Below are 20,617 nucleotides of genomic sequence, written 5' to 3' on the forward strand. Positions count from 1 at the left end.
CAACTAACCAACCAATATTTTAATTACCTCTTCCTCTTGAGCTTCTTTGAGATGAGCTTTCTCTATTTGAACTTTTACTTGTTCTGGCAGCACTGCTGCTACGTGAATTTTGAGAACTTAGAACAGTACGCTTAGGTGCAGCAGAACGTTGTTGTGACGTATTTCTCTGCGCTACCTGTCGTTGCGAACTATTATTTGATTTAGTTACACTGCGACTTTGAGGTGCGCGTTGTGTTACTGCTCGTTGTGTTTTTGAAGTATTTCTTTCTGGGGAAGCACTTCGTTGATTTCTCACAGGTGCTGCTGCACGTTGTTGTGGAGCTCGTTGAGCAGCCTGTGATGACCTTGCAGAAGAGCTACGTGAATTTGTAGTTCTATAAACTTCAGGGCTTGCATTTCTAGAACCTCGTGAATCAATTATAGCTGGTGATTTACTATTGCGTGATGGAGTAGAGGATCTTGCTGAATTACTTCTTGAATTGCTAGAACGACTCTGCACCTGATTTGACTTACTATACTGTCTAGAATTTGTATTTCTCTTAGCTTCCTGAGAACGACTTGTATTAGATCTATTATTAGCAGCACTTCTAGAGTTAGTAGCATAACGTCTATCGTTATTTACTTGAGTCCTAGCTGTAACATAACTACCTCTTCTTGCGTTATTATGTGCCACACGTCCTTTAGGTCTTTTAAAGTCGTGATATGCATTTGCATACCCATTGCGGTAACCTTGATTGTAATGGCTTCTGTGATATGCGTAATCATAACGTACAGGACGATAATATCTTCTATACGGTGTATTATACACTAAACATCTATCAAAAAACGGGCGGTAGAAAAAATTATGGTAGGGATGGTACACATAACCTCTGTTGTATATATTTATATAACCGGTTACGTGCGAAAATCTTGATCCGTTATAAAAAACATTCAACCCACCTACATTTACAATACGATCATTGCGGTAGTTTATATATACATTACCTGCCTGTGTAATTCTACCCCAGTTATCGTAGTAAATAGGAACATCTTCTATTTGTAATACAGCACCATAATCATCGTATTGAACATAAGGATCGTAATTGTAACCCGAGTTATAGCTAATATTTACAGGGCCCGCATTTACATTTACGTTAACTGCTCTTTGAGCTATTTGAGGTAGAACAAAATCGAATTCACCATCTGGGTAAACCGAAAATTCAACACCGCCTTCAACAAAAATATAACGACTGCCATCATACCGGGTCGAAGTAGCATCCAGGGACTCCGCTTGTATTGGAGTAAGGCCAGACATAAGGCCTATAAAAAGAAAGAATAAGTTTTTCATGATTTCTAAATTTTAATGGTTTGTACTCTTTGAACTTTTTGGATGGTACATTTAATACTTTACAAGGAGCGTGCCATAATTTAAAAACACAGGTTTTGGATTGTGTAACAAATGGAATGATTTGGGTACTTATATAGTAATCAATCAAATATCAAAAAATCATGAACTTAAGAGAAGATAGAAGTTTAGTTGCACTCGCACATTTAAGTCAATTAATAAATTTTGTTACAGGTTTTGGAGGCTTCGTAATACCATTGGTATTGTGGTTAACCCAAAAGGATAAAGTTTTTGACATGGATTCTCAAGGAAAGCAAATCTTGAACTTTCAAATCAGCACGTTTATCCTAACGTTGTTTTGTGTGCCAGCAATTTTGCTTTTTGGGCTTGGTGTTCTCGGCCTTCTTATTCTCGCTGTGCTTATTTTTATTTTCCCCATTATTAATGCTATAAAAGCAATAAATGGAGAACATACGTATTACCCGTTATCGTATCAATTCTTAACGTAATTAAATAAAAAAACCCCGCATCAGAAGATGCGGGGTTTTTAAAAAGTAATAACCGAAATTTTAATGTTCGTTTAATCCAAAATCAGGATAAGCGCTCATACCGTGCTCGTGCTCGTCTAAACCTTCGAGTTCTTCTTTTTCAGAAACTCGAAGACCCATAGTCTTTTTCAGTACAAACAAGATTATAAAAGCTGTTGTACAACAGAATGCACCTACAATACCTACACCCGTTAATTGGGTAACAAACTGCTCCATACTAGCCATTGCACCAAATATACCTACAGCTAAAGTACCCCAGATACCACATATTAAGTGTACTGCTACAGCACCTACAGGATCGTCTAATTTTAATTTGTCTACTAAAGCAACACCAAAAACAATAATTGCACCGGCTATAACCCCTATAATAACTGCGTCATTAGGAGACATTTGATCTGCACCTGCTGTGATACCTACCAGACCTCCTAAAATTCCGTTTAGGAACATGGTTAAATCGTAGTTTTTATACATAATAGTAGAAACTATAAATGCACTTACACCACCTGCTGCTGCAGCTAAAGAGGTTGTCACCAGTGTTAAAGATGTTAAAGCAGGATCTGCAGATAGTACAGAACCTCCGTTAAAGCCAAACCAGCCTAACCAAAGAATTAATACTCCTGCTACAGCAAAAGGAATATTGTGTCCCGGTATAGCATTTGCTTTACCATTTTCATCAAATTTACCTATACGTGCTCCCAGTAAGTAGATTGCAATAAGCGCAGCCCAGCCACCTACAGAGTGTACAAGAGTAGAACCTGCAAAGTCATAAAAACCCATTGCATCTAAGAAACCGCCACCCCATTTCCAGGAACCTACTATAGGGTATACTAAGCCTACATAGATAACTGTAAAAATCATAAAGGCGCCTAGTTTAATACGCTCTGCTACTGCACCAGAAACTATAGTTGCAGCTGTAGCGGCAAACATTCCCTGAAATAAGAAATCTGTCCACCACGTGTAACCACCATCTGCATATTCTGGGGTCATACCATTTTCTGGAGGGGCAATACCAAAACCGGCAAAGCTAAAAATCCCTGAAGAATCTTCTGCAAAGCCAGGATACATTAGGTTAAAACCTCCTATATAATAAACTAATAGACCTACACAGATGATAAACACATTTTTAAATAAAATGTTTATCGTGTTTTTCTCGCGAGTAAGTCCTATTTCAAGTAATGAGAATCCAAGGTGCATAAAGAACACAAGCCCTGTACAGATCATCATCCATACGTTGTTTGCTGTAAATAATCCTGCTTCCATATATTAATTTGTTTTGTTAGGGTTGATTAGTTTAGTTTAAAGTGTCGCCACCTTTTTTACCTGTTCGTATTCTGTAGGCTTCTTTAATGTCAGAAACAAAAATTTTCCCGTCACCTACTTCTCCTGTAGATCCTGCTTCAAGAATAGCTGCAATGGTTATTTGCTCAAAGTCATCGTTTACTACTATTGATAAGTATCTACGCTGTATGTCACTTGTGCTGTATGAAACACCACGATAAACGTGACCGTGTTTTTCATTACCCAGCCCGGTAACATCCCAATAAGAGAAAAAGTTTACTCCTTTTTCATGTAAAGCCTTCTTTACGGCTGAAAATTTTGATTTTCTAATAATCGCTTCGATTTTTTTCATTGTGTAATTTGTGTTTTAGATTAAAAAGAATATACGGCAGCAAGCAGGAAGGACCCTAAGCTTCCTTGTGGTGTTAAATCACCATCCAAGAATACATCTTCGCTAGCAGAATCTAATCTAAATTCGGGAATAAAAGTAAGAGGGCCAACTTTTGCGTTACCAGATAAGGTTAAAGCAAATACATTTCCGTCTCCGTTAGCGTCATTTCCACCTATTGCATCAAAACCACCAAACTGGCTAAAATACTCTGGGCGTAGACCTACAGAAAAGGTTTCGCTTGCTGCGATTTGTGCGTATAACGCAACACCGTAAAAACCGAAGGAATCACCACCTAAATCTCCTGCTTCGGTAGTGTTATACGTTGTATTAAGACCTAAGTAAAAAGAATCTGAAAGGTCTAATCCAGCTGTAAGATCTACTTGAAAAGTAGCACCTACACCTTCGCCTAAGCCCATATCTGTATAGTCACCATCCTGATCACCATATAAGAAGTTTAAGTAAGCACTGCCTGCATCTGCAGAATACCCCAGTTGCGCACCGGCAGTGTAACCACCAAAAGGATTATAGTCTGTGTAATCTGTAGAGTTCATAACAGCAAGCATTGCGCTCCAATTATCGTCAAGGGCAAAATCTGCTTTAAGTCCAGAGTGAGAGAAAGGACCGTAAGAGAACATATAAGAGGTAGAGTAGTTGAAATTTGCTGCAGGCGAAATCACTTCATAACCTAAATAGGTATTCCAGTTACCAAAGGTTAATTTTACTTTTTCACTCACATTCCAGTACACATATAATTGGTTAACAATACTAGAACTTGCTGTAGTAGAGCCAAAAACAGCATCTGTACCACGAGGACCGTAGACAAGATCTGCAACAACTCCTACATTTCCTTTTTCATAACCAATAATAAGATTGGCCATACCTAAAGCAAAACCAGGTTGGTTTGCAAAAGAAGAGCCGGGAGCGACATAACTATCTACTTCCCCGTCTGCATCTGTATCAATTAATTTATTTGGAGCATTAAGATTTTGTCTAAAATAGGCATCAACAGAACCCGAAAGTGTAAAACCATCAGACCAGGATGTTTCTTCTTCTTGAGCTATTGCAGAAATGCTCAAGCAAATCATTAAAGGTAGTAGTAATTTTTTCATTCTAAATTTGATTAATTGGTGAGTTGCTAAACTAGATAATATTTAAGACCACCCCCAATATTTTAGGGGTTACTGTTTAATTTTTATTATTTAATCAAAATTTACCCCCTATTTTTTAGGGTATAACATTATTTAAGGCTTAATAAAGTTGTGTTTTGTGAAATTGATTGTGTGTTATGTCCATTTTTTGTGATTTTTTAAGGTTTATGTGGTTAAAAAAGCATCGAAAACGTCAAATGTTAACATGTGTTTAAGAAAATGCTATTTTTTATTTTCTGCCAAAAAACCCTTAAAACTGAAAAAGTGCGTTTCATTTTTTATAAAATCTGTTAACTTATTTTGATTTGTTTGCATTTTAAGTCGGTTTTATTGCTAATTATGGAATAATAAAAATCTTATTCTTTAAAATTATTAGCATAAAAGTTTATTGAATAGCTTTATGATTCAGTCTTTAAATAAGAGGAGAAATTTTATGGAAAAACAGGGTTTATATTCACCAGAATGGGAACACGAAAATTGCGGCGCAGGGTTCATTTGTAGTCTTGAAGGAAACAAGTCAAATGATATTATTCATAAGGCTCTAGAAATTCTAGAAAAACTAGAACATCGTGGTGCAGTTAGTAGTGATGGTAAAACAGGAGATGGTGCAGGTATTCTTATAGATATACCGTACGACTTCTTTGAAGAGAATTGTGATTTTGATCTTCCGGCACCTAGAGAGTATGCGATGGGTAATGTCTTTTTACCTAAAAAGGAAAATCAACGTGCATATTGTAAAGAGGTTTTTGAAAAACAAATTAAAGATAAAGGGCTTGTACTCCTAGGTTGGAGAAAAGTACCGGTAGATGCAGGTTATCTTGGGTCTATTGCAGCCAGCGTTGAACCTCATATAGAACAGATCTTTATAGGTAAGCCTAATGCAGATATGCAGGAGCAGGAGTTTATGATTAAACTTTATACGGCACGTAAAATTACAGAGCATACCATATTAAGTAGTAAGCTTTCTGAGCACTCTTATTTTTATTTACCAAGTTTATCTAACAAAACTTTAATATTTAAAGGGCTTTTAATGCCTGAGGATATTAAATTTTATTATACAGATTTATTAGATCCTAAGTTAACTACACGTCTGGCTCTGGTACATCAGCGTTTCTCTACAAATACGTTTCCTACCTGGGATTTAGCACAGCCATTTAGATATATGTGTCACAATGGCGAAATCAATACCCTGCGTGGTAATGTATCTCGTATGCGCAGTAGAGAAGAACTTTTAGAAAGTGAGTGGTTTGGCGAAGAGATCAAAGAGCTTTTTCCAATTATTCTAAAAGGAAAATCTGATTCTGCATCAATGGATATGGTTGTAGAGTTGTTATTAATGTCTGGTAGATCATTACCAGAGATTATGATGATGTTAGTTCCTGAAGCCTGGGAGAAGCATCAGGATATGAGCGAGGCTAAAAAAGCATTTTACGAGTTTAACAGCTGTATTATGGAGCCTTGGGATGGTCCTGCATCTATTCCTTTTACCGATGGTGATTATATAGGAGCAGTTTTAGATCGTAATGGTTTAAGACCTTCACGTTATTCTGTAACTAAAACAGGATATGTAATCATGTCTTCAGAAACAGGTGTTCTCGATTTAGAACCAAAAAATATAGCTTTTCACGGCAGATTAGAGCCGGGAAAAATGTTTTTAGTAGATATGAAGGCTGGTCGAATCATTAACGATGAAGAGATTAAAGAAAGCATCGTATCTAAAAAGCCCTATGGAGAATGGCTAAATAAAAACCGAGTTAACTTAAAAGATATCCCGTATCGCGATGTAGATCTAAAAGTAGAAGAGACCATTTTTGATCTACGTAAAAATGCGTTTGGTTATACTGCGGAAGATATACGTACTATTATTCTGCCTATGGCGGGAAAAGGAAAAGAGCCTATAGGATCTATGGGATCTGATACGCCATTAGCAGTATTATCTGAAAGACCCCAGCTTTTATATAACTATTTTAAACAGCTATTTGCTCAGGTAACAAATCCACCGCTTGATGGTATTCGCGAAGAGCTTATTACAGATTTGAGTTTAACACTTGGACCTGACACTAATTTGATGGAGATTACTCCAGATTATTGTAAAAAAATTAGAATACAGAATCCGGTAATTTCAAAAGAAGATTTAGATAAGATTAAAAACTTTGATCATCCAGATTTTAAGGTTACTGAAATACCTATGCTTTATGATGCAAACAGAGGATTAAATGGCCTTGAAGATGCATTAGAGTCTATGGTAGCTCAGGCTTCTGAAGCTATTGATGCTGGTCACACTATACTTATACTTTCAGACAGAGGAGTTAATGAGAAAATGGCGCCTATTCCTGCACTGTTAGGTTGTTCTTATATGAACAGCGGACTTTTTAGAAGTGGGCAGCGTTCAAAAATGAGTATTATCATAGAATCTGCAGAACCACGTGAGGTGCATCACTTCGCTTTATTATTTGGTTATGGTGCCAGTGCGATTAACCCATACATGGTTAACGAGATTATTAGAGAAGAGATAGATGAGAAAAATCTTGAAAATATAGAGTTTCAGGATGCTGTCGAAAATTACAATAAGGCCGTAGGTAAAGGAGTAATTAAGGTAATGAATAAAATAGGTATCTCTACCTTAAATTCATACCGGGGTTCTCGTTTATTTGAGGCACTGGGATTAAATTCTAAATTAATAGAAAAGTATTTCCCAAATACGCCCAGTCGTATTGAAGGTATAGGTCTATATGAAGTAGAGCAGGAGGTTGCAAAACGACACAGCCGTACATTTAAGCGTCAGGATATTTCAGGAAACCTTGAGATGGAAATAGGTGGTGATTACCGCTGGCGTCGTAACGGAGAAAAACATATGTTTAATCCGTTAACTATAGCAAAACTTCAGGATTCTGTGCGTCAAAACAATCCGAAGACATATAAAGAATATGCGAGTTTAGTAAACGAGCAGTCAAAACAATTAATGACCATACGCGGTCTTTTTGAATTTTCAAATTACGACCCTATTCCATTAGAAGAAGTAGAACCCTGGACGGAAATCGTAAAACGATTTAAAACCGGAGCCATGTCTTATGGTTCTATTAGCAAAGAAGCGCATGAGAATCTTGCTGTTGCGATGAACCGTATTGGCGGAAAAAGTAACAGTGGAGAAGGTGGGGAAGATGCAGAACGTTTTTACAAAAGCCCTAACGGAGACTGGCGCAATTCTGCGATCAAGCAGGTAGCTTCAGGTCGTTTTGGAGTAACCAGTAATTACCTTACCAGTGCTGCAGAGATTCAGATTAAAATGGCACAGGGAGCTAAACCGGGAGAAGGTGGTCAATTACCGGGAGAGAAAGTAAATAAATTTATTGCTAAAACCCGTAAGAGTACACCTTACGTAGGTCTAATCTCACCGCCACCGCATCATGATATTTATTCAATTGAAGATTTAGCACAATTAATATATGACCTTAAATCTGCAAACCGCGAAGCACGTATTAATGTGAAGCTGGTTTCTGAAGTAGGAGTAGGTACGGTTGCGGCCGGTGTTGCAAAAGCAATGGCAGACGTAATTTTAATTTCAGGTTATGATGGGGGTACAGGAGCTTCTCCATTAACATCTCTAAGACATTGCGGTTTACCCTGGGAATTAGGTATTGCTGAAGCACAACAAACCTTAGTGCTTAACAATCTACGTAGCAGAATACGTCTGGAATGTGATGGTCAGTTAAAAACAGGACGTGATGTAGCGGTAGCTTGTCTGCTGGGTGCAGAAGAATTTGGTTTTGCAACAGCTCCATTAGTAGCATCAGGTTGTATTATGATGCGTGTGTGTCATCTAAACACTTGCCCGGTGGGTATAGCAACGCAAAACCCAGACCTTCGCAAGAAGTTTAAAGGGAAGCCAGAACACGTAGTAAACTTCATGTATTTTGTGGCAGAAGAGTTACGTGAGATAATGGCACAACTTGGTTTCCGAACTATAGATGAGATGGTAGGACAGGTTCAAAAGTTAGATCGCAGTAAAGCAGTAGAGCATTATAAAGCTGCGGGAGTAGATCTTTCTCCTATATTACACAATATAGCTGTTCCTCAAGGCGTAAAAGTTTATAATACGGAAACTCAAAATCATCACTTAGAAAAATCTATCGATTTTGAAATTATAGAGTTAGCACACACCGCTTTATTTAGAAAAGAGAAAACAACTTTAGATCTTGACATTACTAATTTAGATCGTGCAGTAGGTGCAATCTTAAGTAACGAGATTTCAAAAATTTATGGCGAGCAAGGATTACCTGACAATACGTTGAAAGTAAACTTTAAAGGTTCAGCAGGTCAAAGTTTTGGAGCTTTTGCTACTCGAGGCTTAACCCTAAAGGTAGATGGTAACGCAAATGATTATGTGGGTAAAGGTCTTTCCGGAGCTCGCTTAATTGTAAAAGTACCAGAAGAAGCAACCTTTGAAGCTAGTGAGAATGTGATTATAGGTAATGTTGCGTTATATGGTGCAACAAGTGGTGAAGCGTATTTTAACGGTACAGCCGGAGAACGTTTCTGTGTACGTAATAGTGGAGCCGTGGCTGTCGTTGAAGGTATTGGAGATCACGGGTGTGAATATATGACCGGTGGCTTAGCAGTAATTCTGGGTAAAACAGGACGTAATTTTGGAGCAGGTATGAGCGGTGGTGTAGCCTATGTTTTAGATGCAGACAGCACATTTAGATCAAAATGTAATGCTACAGATTTAAATCTCGATCCGGTTACAGAGTCAGAAGATGTAACGCAACTTCACGAGCTAGTAACTAATCATTACAATTATACGCAAAGTACTTTAGCACAACGTATATTAGAAAACTGGGATTCTTATCTGCCTAAGTTTGTAAAAGTACTTCCAGAAGAATACCGTAAGGCTCTTATACGATTAGAAGAAGAAGAAAAATTAACAGATTTAACGGAATAATAGAATCATGGGAAAAATAACCGGATTTTTAGAATACGAAAGAAAAATAGAACCGTACAAACCTGTTGAAGAACGGGTGAAGAAGTATGAAGAATTTACAATACCCTTAGAGAAATCTGAACTTAAGAATCAAGGAGCCCGCTGTATGGATTGTGGGATTCCATTTTGTCATAGTGGTTGTCCATTGGGTAATTTAATACCAGATTTTAACGACGCAGTTTACCGTGAGCGTTGGGAAGAGGCAGCACATATACTGCACGGCACAAATAATTTTCCTGAATTTACAGGTAGATTATGTCCTGCACCATGTGAAGAAGCATGTGTTTTGGGTATAAATGAAGACCCGGTTACTATTGAGAATATTGAAAAAAATATAGCTGAAGAAGCTTTTAAAAACGGATGGATAAAGGCGAACCCGCCTCATAAACGCACCGGTAAAAAAGTGGCTGTAATTGGATCTGGTCCCGCTGGTCTTGCCACTGCGCAGCAGTTAAATCGTGCAGGACATTTGGTTACTGTTTATGAACGAGATGAAAAACCAGGAGGTTTATTACGTTACGGTATTCCTGATTTTAAGATGGAAAAGCACGTCATAGACCGTAGACTGGTAATTCTTGAAGAAGAAGGGATTACTTTCAAATGCGGAGTTCACGTTGGCGTAGATATTACGGCAGATGCATTAAAGGAAGAGTATGATGCAGTAGTGCTTTGTAGTGGTGCAACCGTGCGCAGAACATTACCTATTGAAGGAGCAGACTTAAAAGGTATTTATCAGGCTATGGATTTCTTACCTCAAAATAACCGTCGCGTTGATGGCATAAAATGGAAAGGTGAAGAAATAAATGCAAACGGTAAAGATGTCATCGTAATAGGCGGTGGAGACACCGGTAGTGACTGTATAGGTACATCTATACGACAAGGTGCTACCAGTGTAAATAATTTTGAGATAATGAGTAAGGGAACTCCTGAGCGTCCTGAAAATCAGCCTTGGCCTTATTGGCCTATGCGATTACGTACCAGTAGTTCTCATAAAGAAGGTGCAGAACGCTTTTTCTCAATCTCTACAAAAAAGTTTGTAAGTGATAAAGATGGAAATTTAACCGGTTTGGTAACCTCTGAGGTAGAGTGGACCCATAAACCCGGAGAGCGACCTAATCTTTCTGAGGTACCGGGTACTGAAAAAGAATGGAAAGCAGATATGGTTTTTCTTGCTTTAGGTTTTACCGGAAGTGAAGCTACAATAGCTGAGCAATTAGGTGTAAAATTAGATCCAAGAACAAATATTCAGGCTTCTGTAGATGATTATATGACTAATGTACCGGGTGTTTTTGCAGCAGGAGATACGCGTAGAGGACAATCTTTAATTGTATGGGCGATTTCTGAAGGTAGACAAGCGGCACACTATGTTGATAAATATTTAATGGGGAAATCAGATTTACCTCTTAAAGGAGATGGTGATTTACCTCGAGTATAATTATACATAAACTTTAGTTTTTTAAAACGACCGGAGCAATCCAGTCGTTTTTTTTTGTTTTTAGACGCAACCCTTCTTAAAGTTTTTCATCTACTCAAAAAACATATTTATGAAGTTTAGATTCTCCTATTTATTTTTGAGTTTGATAATCCTGGGGTCGTGTTCAGATACCTCAGAGCAGCCCATAGAAGTACAAGAAAATCAATCAATTAAATTATCTCTTGTAAAAATGTCTGGTAATACGCTTAATTCTGAACGCAGCGGTTCAGAAATGGAATGGCAGGAATATTATGAATTAGGCAGTGAGATGCGATTTACTAAAGTGCAGATTCGGGATGGAGATACCTTAAGCTCTCAGGGCGAATTTGATATTGTAATGATTGAAAGTGATAAATATTTAAAATTCACACACGATACAGACAATGTGCTGGTAGGAAATTGTACGGGAACAACTGAAGAATTTTTAGAGTATATAGACTCGAGTAGCCTAAAGAGTAACTGGGAACAGTGCGATGGCCCTGGTTTGTTTTATAGTTTTGGAGATAAATAATTTAACTGGTTTAATAGCTTACTAATCTACAGAACATTACTTTGATTAATATAGAAAAAGCCCTGTTGAATTATCAACAGGGCTTTTTCACGTAATAAAAGGTATTTTTAAACTGTCTAGTTGTTAAGCATTACCGGCATAACCAGCATGGTTACTTTTTCACCTTCATCTAAGCCATCTACGGGAGTTAAAATTCCCGCACGATTAGGAAGTGACATTTCAAGAGAAACGTCATTAGCATTCAGGTTATTAAGCATTTCTACCAGAAAACGACTGTTAAATCCTATTTGCATGTCGTCACCTTGATAATCACAGGTTAAACGCTCTTCTGCTTTATTACTGTAATCTATATCTTCTGCAGAAATATTTAATTCTGCACCCGCAATTTTAAGTCTGATTTGGTGTGTGGTTTTATTTGAGAAAATAGAAACACGACGTACCGAATTTAAAAACTGATTACGGTCTATAATTAATTTATTAGGATTCTCTTTAGGAATTACCGCTTCGTAATTTGGATATTTACCATCTATAAGACGACACAACAATTGTACATTGTCAAAACTAAATTTTGCATTAGAATCATTGTATTCTACCGTAATATCATCGTCGCTAGAAGCTAAAATACCTTTTAAAAGATTCAGCGGCTTTTTAGGCATAATAAATTCTGCCGTTTGTGTAGCTTTTACATCTGTGCGACCGTATTTAACCAGTTTATGAGCGTCTGTTGCAACAAACGTCAAACCTTCGGTATCAAATTGAAAGAATACACCACTCATCACCGGTCTCAAATCGTCATTTCCGGTAGCAAAAATAGTGTTGCTCACTGCTGTTGCTAAAACTGCAGCAGGTATAGTTACTTTACTAGGGTCGTCTAATTCAACTGCATTTGGAAATTCTTCACCAGAAGCATAGGCTAGAGCATATTTACCGTGGTTAGAGCTTATTTCTATAGTGTGGTTATCACCTACAACAAAAGTTAAAGGCTGCTCAGGAAACGTTTTTAACGTATCTAATAAAAGACGTGCAGGTACCGCAATATTTCCCGTATCTTCAGACTCTACATCAAGAACGGCAATCATTGTAGTTTCTAAATCTGAAGCAGAAACTTTAAGAACATTATCTTCTAACTCAAATAGGAAATTATCTAAAATAGGAAGCGTGTTACTGTTGTTAATTACCCCACCTAAAACTTGTAGTTGTTTTAAAAGGTAAGAACTTGATACAATAAATTTCATAAGAAGGTGCTATTTATAAAGTTTGGTTCATCAGTTGAACCAGAATATAATTGGTTGTAAGTTTAAAAATACAGCTGGTTTAACAGCCTAACAAAGATATCGTAATAGCTTTTTTTGCCGAAACAAACTTATTAACATCTATTAATGATAGCTGCGACGTCTAAGATAGATATATACACCTGCAAAAAGAACTAAAAATAGTAATGAAGTCGCTAAAATAAAGGCTTGCCAGCTTGAGCGATCGTTAATAGTTTTCTCAATATCTAATGCCGGGAGGAGAATACTTTTACTTCGAATGTTAATAAGACCGGTATCGTCAAGGAGGTAGTTCACCGTATTGAGTAAAAATTCTTTATTACCGTATTCCTTGAACGTAAATTTATCGAAACCTAATTCAAGAGGTCTGCCATTTTGATCTAAATCATTACGTATTATATCACCGTCTGCGATTACAACAATTGCTGTTTCTTTATTTGATTTTTCTAAAAATTTAAGACTTGAAGATTCGACAGGAAGTATTCTGTTTTTAAAGGCTGAAGTAAAGTTTCCTTCTAATAAAACAGCTAGAGTTTGAGCTCCGCCTGCATAGCGTTCGGGTTTAGGTTCTGTAGTTATTGTTTCTAGCGAAATAGGAAGAGGAACACCACTTAACTTTGTGAGTAGTGAACTTTTTAAAAGTACTGTTTTGCGCGTTTCTGTTTCTAGTAAGTCAATCTGATTGGCATATCTTAAAAAAACAGGATTGTCAATATTTGTATTAATTGGGTGGTTTTCTTCCGTAGTAATTAATGGATAGTAAAACCATGGTAACTGTGTGTATTGAGAATTAGTGGTCTCACCACTAGCTAATACGAGCGGAGCGGCATATAAATCTTCTACTAAAACTGGATTTATACGTATGCCGTATTTAAAGAAAAAATCATTAAGGTTGAGCATGCGCGCGGTTGCCAGTGCCATACCATCATTTGCATAGAGGCTATCTGTTTCCATGGCAACCTCATCTATAAGATATATTGCTTTACCACCTTGAATCGTGAATTGATCTAAGGCATACTTTTCTACATCTGTAAAAGCTTTTGTAGGTTTTGCAGCAACTACAAGATCAAAACTGTTAAGTGCCTGCATAACCTGATCTGTATTTCCATTAACAGAATCTAGCGGAAAAGGTGCTATAAAATAGCTTTCTCTTAATGTTTTAAAAAAGTCTGCAATGTATTTGTCATCCAGTTCACCATTACCCTTTAGTACAGCAATACGTTTACTTTTAGGATTTAAAAGTTTATATAGACCATTAGAAAAAGCATATTCAAGATTTTGAACAGAACGGCTTACGAGTTCATCTGGGCTTGCCCCTAAAGTCTTTTTTAATAATGGTATAGGTACTGTTTTACCTTTGTAGGATGCTATTGCCCACGGAAATATAAATTCTTGTGTAACCTTACCATTATTACGTAGCTGTACCTGTTCTGGTCGCATACCACGATTGTTAAAATCCTGTGCTATAGTTTCTACTATAGCACCCTCGGGTACAGGATTTACAAAAGCAAACTTAATATTAGGGTTTTCTGAAGCATATTCCTCAAGCAGCTGGCGGGTTTCTAGTTGCAGTTTATGAAACGCGTCAGGCACGTTTCCTTCTAATAAAACATCAATTATTAAAGGCTCTGTTGCTTTAGCGAGAATCGTTTCTGAAGATTCTGACAGGGTATATCTGGCATCTGCTGTAAGATCTATTCTAAAGCTATAAAGCTGTGATAAATAACCAACGACTATAAGCAAGGCAAGAACTATAGGATATTTAGAATTTAACTTCATATTACCTTTTCTTTTCAAGCTTAAAAGTGGTCATTGCTATAAACGCTGTGGCTACACTTAAAAAATAAATCAAATCCCTACTGTCTAAAACGCCGCGACTAATACTTTCAAAATGGCGTTGCAAACTGAGCGTTTTCAAAAATTCGATATTAGAAACATCTGCTAAACCATCAAAACCAAAATAGAAAAGGAAGCATAAAAAAACTGCTATTATAAATGCGACAATCTGATTTTCAGATAAGGTTGAGGCAAAAATTCCAATTGCTGTATAGGCGAGCGCTAAAAAAAGAAGGCCCAGATACGAACCTATTAAAATACCAGAATCGTAATTACCCTGAGGATTTCCCAATTGATCTATAGCATAAATGTAAACTAGCGTAGGAATGAGCGTTAAAACAATTAATAGAAACGCGCCAAAAAATTTTCCCAGAACTAATTTTAACGTGGTTATGGGTTGTGTTAAGAGAAGCTCTAATGTACCCAGTCGTAATTCGTCACTAAAACTGCGCATAGTTACGGCGGGAATTAAAAAAATAAAAATCCACGGTGCAAGCTGAAAAAACGGTGTTAGATCTGCAAACCCATAATCAAATTGATTGAAGTCATTATCAAATACCCAAAGAAAAAGCCAATTGAGAATCAGAAACAGGCCTATCACGAGATAACCTACCGGAGATGCAAAAAATGAATGAAATTCTTTTTTTAGTATGGCAATCATATTAAAACGAGCAGTTTTGAGCAGTATTTATAAATCTGCAATAATTTTCATAGCAATACGTAATGCTTCGGTGCCCTGCGCTAAACTAACGACAGGAGTAGTATCTTGTTGTATAGATTGAGCAAAAGCTTCTAGCTCATCTAAGATGGCATTATTATCCTGTACTTCAGGATTGTCAAAATAGATTTGCTTTTTAATTCCTTCAGCATTCTGTAAAATCATCGCAAAATCATCTGCTTTTTCAGGAGCATCTTTCATACGTACGATTTCACATTTCTTCTCTAAAAAGTCAACAGAGATATAGGCGTCTTTTTGAAAAAACCTGGCTTTTCTCATCTTTTTCATAGAGATACGACTTGCGGTGAGATTTGCAACACAACCATTTTCAAATTCAATACGAGCATTTGCAATATCTGGAGTATCACTAATTACTGAAACTCCTGAGGCCGATACTTTTTTAACCTTACTTTTTACGACACTTAATATCGCATCGATATCGTGAATCATTAAATCTAAGACTACAGGAACATCTGTACCGCGAGGATTAAATTCAGCAAGGCGATGTGCCTCAATAAACATGGGATTGTCTATAAAATCCTTTACTGCGCTAAATGCAGGATTAAAGCGTTCTACATGACCTACCTGACCACGTACTCCGTGCTTTTTTGCAAGTTCACGTATGGCGACCGCTTGTTCTACAGTTTGAGTAATGGGTTTTTCAATAAATAAATGTTTGCCAGCTTTTATAACTTCTTCTGCACAGTCAAAATGATGTGTAGTAGGTGTAACCACGTCAACTATATCACAAGCTTCAATTAAAGCAGCCCTAGAAGGGAAACGGGTGTACCCAAATTCTTTTACGACAGCCTCGGCTACCGCATCAGAATCATCGTAAAAGCCTACTAATTCGTATGCTTCAGATTGTTGTAAAAGTTTTAAATGTATTTTTCCTAAGTGACCTGCACCCAGAACGCCGGCTTTTAGCATAATCTATTTTGTTTTACACAAAAATAGGCTTTCTAAGCCATAAATTATCTAATGGGCATTGTTGAAAAAATGAATGTGTTTTCTTAGCAAAGGCGGTCGTAGATTTTTAATTTAGCGTTATGAAAGATACTACGCGTCATCAGGGCAAACGCCGTCTGTTAGCTCAGATTCTCGAAAAAAAAGGAATAACAAATAAAGACGTGCTTGATGCCGTACGCAAAATACCGCGTCACTTTTTTATGGATAGCAGTTTTGAAGATCACGCCTATCAAGACAAGGCTTTTCCTATTGCTGCAGACCAAACCATTTCACAACCTTATACGGTTGCATTTCAAACTGAACTACTTGAATTAAAAAAAGGCGCTATAGTCTTAGAAATAGGAACGGGGAGTGGTTATCAAACAGCTGTACTTTGTGAAGTAGGCGCAAAAGTATATAGCATAGAACGCCAGCAAGAATTGTTTAGAAAAACAAAGAATTTTTTAGCAAAATTAGGATACCGTCCCAAGCGTTTAACCTTTGGAGATGGTTATTTGGGAATGCCTGAATTTGCTCCTTTTGATGGAATTATTGTAACTGCAGGAGCTCCTTTTATTCCTAAACCACTACTTGCCCAATTAAAAATAGGAGGTAAGCTTGTGATTCCTGTAGGTGACGAGGTACAAACCATGACCCGCATAATTCGCAAAAGTGAAACCGACTTTGAAAAGAAAGAGTATGGGGAGTTTAGATTTGTTCCGCTATTAGAGGATAAAAATTAAATGGAACTATTCTTTTGCCAGGATGTATAGTGAAACCATACCAAACCGGCAGCAGATACTAAAGTAATAATATAAACAGGTATGTACTTAAGCTGACCCAATTGAGAAATTGAATGTATATCTGATAAAGCCCAAAGTATAAATATTAATCCTACAAGCCATACAAGGCTTGCCGCACGCAATTGTTTTATAAACGTTTTATTTTTTTTAAAGTGTTTTGAAGATTGCATAATCTCTATGATTTTTAGTAAAAATTGGTAATAACTTACAAAAATCAAGACGAAAATCCAAAAACAATTGGGGTTTAAAATAAAAATCCGGATGTGTACTTGTTAGTAGTTAGCACATCCGGAGTATCAATTTTGTGATTTATCAACAGCGATAAATCCTATTTATTTTGCTAAGAATACCTCTTTAGAATCTAAAACAAGTTCTTCTTTACCATTTTTTATACGCTCAGCATTAATTTTAGAAACGTATTTCTTTTTAAGATTTGTATACATCTTCCAGGCATCTGCAATTTGTTGCTCATATGTTTCTGTATTTGCGTAACGTACCGGCGCAGGTTTTTCAAACGTACCGGCGACCTCATTATAAAGCAAATTCAGTTTTTCTCTTAATTCTGGTTCTGCTTCCTGTACATAGCGATCCCCTGTGGTTATCACCAGTTTTGCTTTTAACGCTGTTAATTCTTCTACTGCTTTAGTTGCATTTTTTGTAGCATCTTCTTTTAACAATTCTACTGTAGAATCTATGCGATATCCCAAATACGCCAGATCTTCTATTGCGTTAAAAAGACGAAGGGTTAATGCTTTATTTGCCGTACGGTCTGCATCTGTTACTATAGAATTAGGATCATTCTTAACACTTATACGATGTTCATAGATTTCTTTGCCTTTGGTGATAACGACGTTGTAGTCACCGGCGTCTACCTTAGGAGCTATTACAAATGAGGGTATTTTACCTACAGCAACTTTAGGGGCTTTCTTTAAATAATCCCAATAAACTATATTAATACCTTTAGATTTTCCAGGAACAGGTTCTGCAATGAGATTTCCTTCTAAATCTTTTATCTGCATACTCATTTTACCAAATGTATGGCGCTTTTTCATATAGTACATGATTTTAGCCATACTGCTGGGATTCTCCCCTACAAACTCGGTTTCTGTACTTGTACCACCAAAACCACTTTCTTCTTTTATAATACCTGCTGAAGTTTTAAAGAAGTGCAAATCTTCTTCTAAAACAGCATCATTAATTTGTCGTAGCGGTGAAATATCATCTAGTATAATAATTCCTCTTCCGTGTGTACCTAAAACCAGATCTGAAGTTCTTTTTTGAAGTTCTATATAATGTATTGCAACTTCAGGAAGGTTGTTTGTAAAATGAGACCAGTTTTTGCCACCGTTTGTTGTTATAAAAAGACCGAATTCAGTACCTAAAAAAAATAGATCTTTTTGCTCATAATCCTCTTGAATATTACGTGCAAATCCTTTAATATCTGAAGTTACAATAGACTCCCAGGTTTGACCATAATCTGAGGTTTTATAAGCATAGGTATTCATATCTCCTGTAGCATGTCCATCAAAAACAGCATAGGCAGTACCGGGATTATGTACACTTGCTTCTATGTGATACACCCATGTATTTGCCGGTAAACCGGTAATATTTTTAACTACATTATTCCATGATTTACCTCCATCACGTGTGATTTGTACATTGCCATCATCTGTACCCACCCAGATAACTTTTTCGTCTATAGAAGATTCGGCAATGGTAAAAATTGTAGTGTGGGTCTCTGCACCCGATTTATCTGCAGACAAACCACCTGAATTTAAATCTTGCTTTTTAGGGTCATTTGTTGTTAAATCTGGAGAGATTTTAGTCCAGGTATCACCCATATCTTCAGACTTATGAAGATACTGGCTCCCCATATAAAAACGATCTGGAGCGTGAACACTGAGTGCCATAGGTGCATTCCAATTAAATCGTAGCTTCTCATCGTTTTCTGCAGGCGGAGCAACATTTTTTGCCTGATTTAGCTCCGTATTAAAACGCCATACATTTTGAGCGCCTTGCATTTCTGAATAAATAATAGGTTTTGTAGCGTGTTTAAGCACTCTAAAACCGTCACCAGCTCCTATGAGATTCCAATCTCTGGCTTCAACGCCACCAGGAGATGAGGAAGGTCCATACCACGATTGATTATCCTGAAGTCCGCCATAAACATTATAAGGTGTCGCGTCATCTACGGAAACATGATAAAATTGAGAAACCGGTAAATCCTGTACCATTTCAAAATTAGAACCGGCATCCCAGCTGCGATACACACCACCATCTGTTGCTGTATACAGACGATTACTATCGTGAAGATCAAAAACAATATCATGTATGTCTGAATGCTGTGGACCTAAATCCTGAAATGTTTTACCACCATCTCTAGATAATGATCCAAAAAGGCCGCCTTTTACAAGGATATCTGGATTTTTAGGATCAACTACAAGTCTTGCAAAATAAAAGGGACGTACAGTAAGACCAAAATCATTATTAAGCTGTTTCCAGCTAGTTCCTGCATCTGTACTTTTATACAGGCCATTTGTTTTTTCTGATTCTGTTTCTACTGCAGCATAAAGAATAGAGGAGTCTGAAGGTGCAAGCGCTAACGCAATACGACCAAGTTTGCCATCAGGGAATCCATCATGAATTTTATTCCAGGTTTTACCAGCATCTTTACTTTTGTAGATAGCACTGGTGTTTCCGCCCGATTCAAAACCCCAAGGCGTTCTGCGGAATTTCCACATGGAAGCGTAGAGCACATTGGGATTTTTAGGATCAATTATGAGTTCTGCCGCACCAGTAGATTCATCTGTGTACAGTACTTTCTCCCAGGTTTCTCCTGCATCATTACTTTTATAAATACCACGCTCTTCACTATCTCCCCAGAGTGCACCCATTACAGCAACATACATCTCTTTATTATTTGTAGGATTAATAGCTATAGCACTAATACGCTCTGAGTTTTCAAAGCCTTTCTTTGTCCAGTTTATACCACCATCTGTAGATTTATATAAGCCATCACCCACACTAACCGAGTTGCGTGTCCAGATTTCTCCTGTGCCCACCCATACAGTTTTATCAGGATCTGTAGGATCTATTTTAATAGCACCTATACTTTGAGCGTGCTCGTCAAAAACAGGATTAAATGTTGCGCCACCATTAATAGTTTTCCAAACACCACCACCCGCAGCTCCTGCAAATAATATGCGGTTGTTTGTGGGATGCGCCTCAAGGTCGATAAAACGACCACTCATAAGAGCAGGACCTATGTGACGCGCTTGTATGTCACTAAATAGTTCTTTTCCTCCAGGTGTATTTTCTTGTGCTTCATTACTTGTGACAAAAAGTAATAAAGCACTAAATGTGAGTATTAATTTTTTCATTTTTTG

At 37.2% G+C, this 20,617-nt stretch carries 15 protein-coding genes; 5 read left to right on the forward strand and 10 right to left on the reverse strand.

Going from position 1 to position 20,617, the window contains the following annotated elements:
- Positions 1 to 19 precede the first annotated feature (19 nt).
- On the reverse strand, positions 20 to 1,327 hold the full coding sequence (locus tag P164_RS03865; protein WP_028375157.1) for a hypothetical protein: 1,308 nt from the start codon (positions 1,325 to 1,327) through the stop codon (positions 20 to 22).
- Between the two features lie 161 nt (positions 1,328 to 1,488).
- Between P164_RS03865 and P164_RS03870 the strand changes: the two genes are divergently transcribed.
- Complete coding sequence (locus tag P164_RS03870) at positions 1,489 to 1,833, forward strand: DUF4870 domain-containing protein (protein ID WP_035899325.1); 345 nt, start codon at positions 1,489 to 1,491, stop codon at positions 1,831 to 1,833.
- Between the two features lie 60 nt (positions 1,834 to 1,893).
- On the opposite strand, the gene P164_RS03875 is transcribed toward P164_RS03870, so the two are convergent.
- From P164_RS03875 to P164_RS03885, 3 genes are read right to left on the reverse strand one after another with little or no spacing between them, the layout of a single operon-like run.
- Positions 1,894 to 3,132, reverse strand: a complete 1,239-nt coding sequence (locus P164_RS03875; protein WP_028375159.1) for an ammonium transporter — start codon at positions 3,130 to 3,132, stop codon at positions 1,894 to 1,896.
- Between the two features lie 31 nt (positions 3,133 to 3,163).
- On the reverse strand, positions 3,164 to 3,502 hold the full coding sequence (locus P164_RS03880; RefSeq protein ID WP_028375160.1) for a P-II family nitrogen regulator: 339 nt from the start codon (positions 3,500 to 3,502) through the stop codon (positions 3,164 to 3,166).
- Positions 3,503 to 3,522: 20 nt separating this feature from the next.
- Positions 3,523 to 4,650: a porin gene (locus tag P164_RS03885; protein ID WP_028375161.1), complete on the reverse strand. Its 1,128-nt coding sequence runs from the start codon at positions 4,648 to 4,650 to the stop codon at positions 3,523 to 3,525.
- Between the two features lie 472 nt (positions 4,651 to 5,122).
- Between P164_RS03885 and gltB the strand changes: the two genes are divergently transcribed.
- From gltB to P164_RS03900, 3 genes are all read left to right on the forward strand, one after another.
- Entirely contained in the window at positions 5,123 to 9,631 is a 4,509-nt protein-coding gene (gene gltB, locus P164_RS03890) for a glutamate synthase large subunit (protein ID WP_028375162.1), read from the forward strand.
- A 7-nt stretch (positions 9,632 to 9,638) separates the two neighbouring features.
- Positions 9,639 to 11,105, forward strand: a complete 1,467-nt coding sequence (locus P164_RS03895; protein ID WP_028375163.1) for a glutamate synthase subunit beta — start codon at positions 9,639 to 9,641, stop codon at positions 11,103 to 11,105.
- Between the two features lie 109 nt (positions 11,106 to 11,214).
- Positions 11,215 to 11,655 carry a hypothetical protein gene (locus P164_RS03900; protein WP_028375164.1) on the forward strand — a complete coding sequence of 147 codons (441 nt, stop codon included), beginning with the start codon at positions 11,215 to 11,217 and terminating at the stop codon, positions 11,653 to 11,655.
- Positions 11,656 to 11,771: 116 nt separating this feature from the next.
- Here the strand turns inward: P164_RS03900 and dnaN are convergent, their stop codons facing one another.
- The 4 genes from dnaN to P164_RS03920 form a co-directional block, all read right to left on the reverse strand.
- Positions 11,772 to 12,890 (reverse strand): DNA polymerase III subunit beta, encoded by a 1,119-nt coding sequence (dnaN, locus tag P164_RS03905; protein WP_028375165.1) that lies wholly within the window; start codon positions 12,888 to 12,890, stop codon positions 11,772 to 11,774.
- Between the two features lie 141 nt (positions 12,891 to 13,031).
- Positions 13,032 to 14,705, reverse strand: a complete 1,674-nt coding sequence (gene gldG, locus P164_RS03910) for a gliding motility-associated ABC transporter substrate-binding protein GldG (protein WP_028375166.1) — start codon at positions 14,703 to 14,705, stop codon at positions 13,032 to 13,034.
- A 1-nt stretch (position 14,706) separates the two neighbouring features.
- Positions 14,707 to 15,423 carry a gliding motility-associated ABC transporter permease subunit GldF gene (gene gldF / locus P164_RS03915; protein ID WP_028375167.1) on the reverse strand — a complete coding sequence of 239 codons (717 nt, stop codon included), beginning with the start codon at positions 15,421 to 15,423 and terminating at the stop codon, positions 14,707 to 14,709.
- 27 nt (positions 15,424 to 15,450) lie between these two features.
- Complete coding sequence (locus P164_RS03920) at positions 15,451 to 16,410, reverse strand: Gfo/Idh/MocA family protein (RefSeq protein WP_028375168.1); 960 nt, start codon at positions 16,408 to 16,410, stop codon at positions 15,451 to 15,453.
- A gap of 119 nt (positions 16,411 to 16,529) precedes the next feature.
- On the opposite strand from P164_RS03920, the gene P164_RS03925 reads away from it, so the two are divergent.
- On the forward strand, positions 16,530 to 17,171 hold the full coding sequence (locus tag P164_RS03925; RefSeq protein ID WP_028375169.1) for a protein-L-isoaspartate(D-aspartate) O-methyltransferase: 642 nt from the start codon (positions 16,530 to 16,532) through the stop codon (positions 17,169 to 17,171).
- Here the strand turns inward: P164_RS03925 and P164_RS03930 are convergent.
- A complete protein-coding gene (locus P164_RS03930) occupies positions 17,168 to 17,401 on the reverse strand; it encodes a hypothetical protein (RefSeq protein ID WP_028375170.1) in 234 nt (77 codons plus the stop codon). The genes P164_RS03925 and P164_RS03930 overlap by 4 nt on opposite strands.
- A gap of 162 nt (positions 17,402 to 17,563) precedes the next feature.
- On the reverse strand, positions 17,564 to 20,611 hold the full coding sequence (locus tag P164_RS03935; protein WP_028375171.1) for a WD40/YVTN/BNR-like repeat-containing protein: 3,048 nt from the start codon (positions 20,609 to 20,611) through the stop codon (positions 17,564 to 17,566).
- Positions 20,612 to 20,617 lie beyond the last annotated feature (6 nt).

Source organism: Leeuwenhoekiella sp. MAR_2009_132 (assembly GCF_000687915.1).
In the GTDB taxonomy this organism is placed as follows: domain Bacteria; phylum Bacteroidota; class Bacteroidia; order Flavobacteriales; family Flavobacteriaceae; genus Leeuwenhoekiella.

Coding starts and splice junctions, on each gene's coding strand:
- P164_RS03875 (WP_028375159.1), bottom strand. CDS start 3,132: ATGGAAGCAGGATTATTTACAGCAAACAACGTATGGATGATGATCTGT.
- P164_RS03935 (WP_028375171.1), bottom strand. CDS start 20,611: ATGAAAAAATTAATACTCACATTTAGTGCTTTATTACTTTTTGTCACA.
- P164_RS03880 (WP_028375160.1), bottom strand. CDS start 3,502: ATGAAAAAAATCGAAGCGATTATTAGAAAATCAAAATTTTCAGCCGTA.
- P164_RS03925 (WP_028375169.1), top strand. CDS start 16,530: ATGAAAGATACTACGCGTCATCAGGGCAAACGCCGTCTGTTAGCTCAG.
- gldG (WP_028375166.1), bottom strand. CDS start 14,705: ATGAAGTTAAATTCTAAATATCCTATAGTTCTTGCCTTGCTTATAGTC.
- P164_RS03900 (WP_028375164.1), top strand. CDS start 11,215: ATGAAGTTTAGATTCTCCTATTTATTTTTGAGTTTGATAATCCTGGGG.
- P164_RS03885 (WP_028375161.1), bottom strand. CDS start 4,650: ATGAAAAAATTACTACTACCTTTAATGATTTGCTTGAGCATTTCTGCA.
- dnaN (WP_028375165.1), bottom strand. CDS start 12,890: ATGAAATTTATTGTATCAAGTTCTTACCTTTTAAAACAACTACAAGTT.
- P164_RS03920 (WP_028375168.1), bottom strand. CDS start 16,410: ATGCTAAAAGCCGGCGTTCTGGGTGCAGGTCACTTAGGAAAAATACAT.
- gldF (WP_028375167.1), bottom strand. CDS start 15,423: ATGATTGCCATACTAAAAAAAGAATTTCATTCATTTTTTGCATCTCCG.
- P164_RS03895 (WP_028375163.1), top strand. CDS start 9,639: ATGGGAAAAATAACCGGATTTTTAGAATACGAAAGAAAAATAGAACCG.
- gltB (WP_028375162.1), top strand. CDS start 5,123: ATGGAAAAACAGGGTTTATATTCACCAGAATGGGAACACGAAAATTGC.
- P164_RS03930 (WP_028375170.1), bottom strand. CDS start 17,401: ATGCAATCTTCAAAACACTTTAAAAAAAATAAAACGTTTATAAAACAA.
- P164_RS03870 (WP_035899325.1), top strand. CDS start 1,489: ATGAACTTAAGAGAAGATAGAAGTTTAGTTGCACTCGCACATTTAAGT.
- P164_RS03865 (WP_028375157.1), bottom strand. CDS start 1,327: ATGAAAAACTTATTCTTTCTTTTTATAGGCCTTATGTCTGGCCTTACT.